This window comes from Cellulomonas sp. P4_A2 (assembly GCF_056402515.1).
On sequence record NZ_JBFUHG010000228.1, the window covers coordinates 1 to 366 of the forward strand.

1 protein-coding gene is annotated in these 366 nt (G+C 67.5%); it reads left to right on the forward strand.

Annotation, left to right across the window (positions count from 1 at the left end; all coding sequences use genetic code 11):
* Positions 1 to 366: SDR family NAD(P)-dependent oxidoreductase (locus AC1DUE_RS20845; protein WP_477041299.1), on the forward strand; the 366-nt coding region annotated here is incomplete at both ends.

Sequence of the window (366 nt, forward strand, 5' to 3'; positions counted from 1 at the left end):
CATCGGCGTCGCCGGCAAGGCGCACGACGAGGCGCACCAGGCGGCGGCTGTCGAGCGCACCATGGAGGCGTTCGGCCGCGTCGACTTCCTGGTCAACAACGCCGGTACGAACCCGGTCTTCGGCCCGATGGCGGAGCTCGACCTGGCTGTCGCCCGCAAGGTCTACGAGACCAATGTGATCTCGGCGCTCGGCTTCGCCCAGCAGACCTGGAAGGCCTGGCAGAAGGAGAACGGCGGGGCGATCGTCAATATCGCCTCGGTCGCCGGTGTCTCCGCCTCGCCGTTCATCGGCGCGTACGGCATGAGCAAGGCAGCCATGGTCAATCTGACCCTTCAGCTGGCGCACGAGTTCGCACCGGTCGTGCG